Source organism: Acinetobacter sp. 228 (assembly GCF_048147885.1).
Genome location: NZ_JAYWYV010000464.1, coordinates 1 through 1,144 on the forward strand (window position 1 = coordinate 1; position 1,144 = coordinate 1,144).

General features: G+C 42.7%; 1 protein-coding gene. It reads left to right on the forward strand.

Annotated elements, in window-relative coordinates; translation table 11 throughout:
• Positions 1-26: 26 nt before the first annotated feature.
• On the forward strand, positions 27-1,144 hold a 1,118-nt coding region (locus VXQ92_RS19885), incomplete at its 3' end, for a PstA family ABC transporter permease (protein WP_416682949.1).

Genomic DNA, 1,144 nt, shown 5'->3' on the forward strand with positions numbered 1-1,144 from the left:
GTGCGTAAATACCGTGAGCAATACGAATGAGTACATCAAATACAGCGTCTCCTATGGATCAGAACGGATTTGATCCACAAGCCGCTGCTCAGGCACGTGATCGCCGTAAAAAAGTGATTGAAAAATCATTGGCTAAACGTCACCGCAAAGAAAAAGCTTTCCGCTTTGCAGGTTTGTCAGCAGTTGTTATTGGCCTTGCATTCGTTGCGCTACTGTTTGGCAGTATTTTGGCAAAAGGTTTACCGGCATTCTGGCAAACCAGTATGAATGTACCAGTCTACTTCGATCCTAAAGTAATTGATGCAGGTCCAGTGCCGGTACGTACACAAGGTGAAACACCTGCACATTACCAAGAACGTTATGTCGATTGGCAAACGAAAATGGGTATGGTCGATTGGGATAGCCTGATCGTAAATGGCATGATTGCTAAAGATCCTTCACTTGCATCACAACGCGATTATTTAAGTAGCCTTTATGCAAGTTCTGAAGCTTATCGCTTACGTGATATGGTGTTTGCTGACCCATCACTCATTGGGAAAAAAGAGAACCTAACTTTCTTGGGTGATGCCAATGTAGATGTATGGCTGAAGGGTAATATTGACCGCTCATTACCAGACGACCAGCAACAACTTGATCCGGAAATCCGCAAGCTGGCAGATGACCTTAAAGCAAAAGGTGTACTTGAAAATACCTTTAATACCACTTTATTTAAGAATCCTGACTCTCGTAGTTCACCAGCGATTAGTGGTCTTGCAGGCGCATTCATGGGTTCATTATTCATGATGCTGATTGTGATCATTATCTCGATTCCAATCGGTGTTGCCAGCGCAATCTATCTTGAAGAGTTTGCTCCAAAGAATGTCATTACAGACATTATTGAAGTCAACATTAATAACCTTGCTGCTGTACCTTCAATCGTGTTTGGTTTGTTGGGTGCTGCAATCTTTATTGGTTGGATGCATTTACCGTTGTCAGCTCCTTTTGTCGGTGGTTTGGTATTAAGTTTAATGACACTACCAACAGTCATTATTACAACACGTGCTTCTTTAAAAGCTGTGCCACCTTCAATTCGACAAGCTGCTCTAGGTTTAGGTGCGTCTAAAGTACAAACCGTTTTCCATCATGTTTTACCGCTAGCGTTGCC